General features: G+C 62.6%; 1 protein-coding gene. It reads right to left on the bottom strand.

The genetic code is table 11. The features are described 5' to 3' along the window. Positions 1–350 (bottom strand): cadherin-like domain-containing protein (locus WLY71_RS30825; RefSeq protein WP_347806599.1); only part of this gene is annotated, 350 nt, incomplete at both ends.

Here is a 350-nt window from a genome sequence, read left to right as displayed (position 1 = left end):
GCCGTCGACGCTGCTGGTGCCGGTGAGCACGCTGCCGTTGACTGGGGCGTCTTCGCTGGTGGTTACGGTTTCGCTGATATCGGTGAAGCTGTCGTCGACCGGGGTGACGTTGATGTTCAAGGTCGAGGTGACGTCAGAACCGGAGCCGTCAGTGACGGTATAGCTGACCGTTGGCACGCTACCGTTGTAGTTGGCCGCCGGGGTAAAGGTGTAGGCACCATTGGCGGCGATCACCAGGGTGCCGACGTTGGCGATAGTCGCCGTGCTGCCGGCGGCGTAGGTGGTTTCGCCGATGGTGAAGTTGAGCACACTGACCGGGCCATCAACGCTCGAGGTACCGGTAAGCACGC

It is taken from the genome of Pseudomonas rossensis (genome assembly GCF_039888995.1).
Taxonomy (GTDB): domain Bacteria; phylum Pseudomonadota; class Gammaproteobacteria; order Pseudomonadales; family Pseudomonadaceae; genus Aquipseudomonas; species Aquipseudomonas rossensis.
Note: the sequence above shows the minus strand (reverse complement) of the source record. Positions and strands in the feature narration are given on the sequence as shown.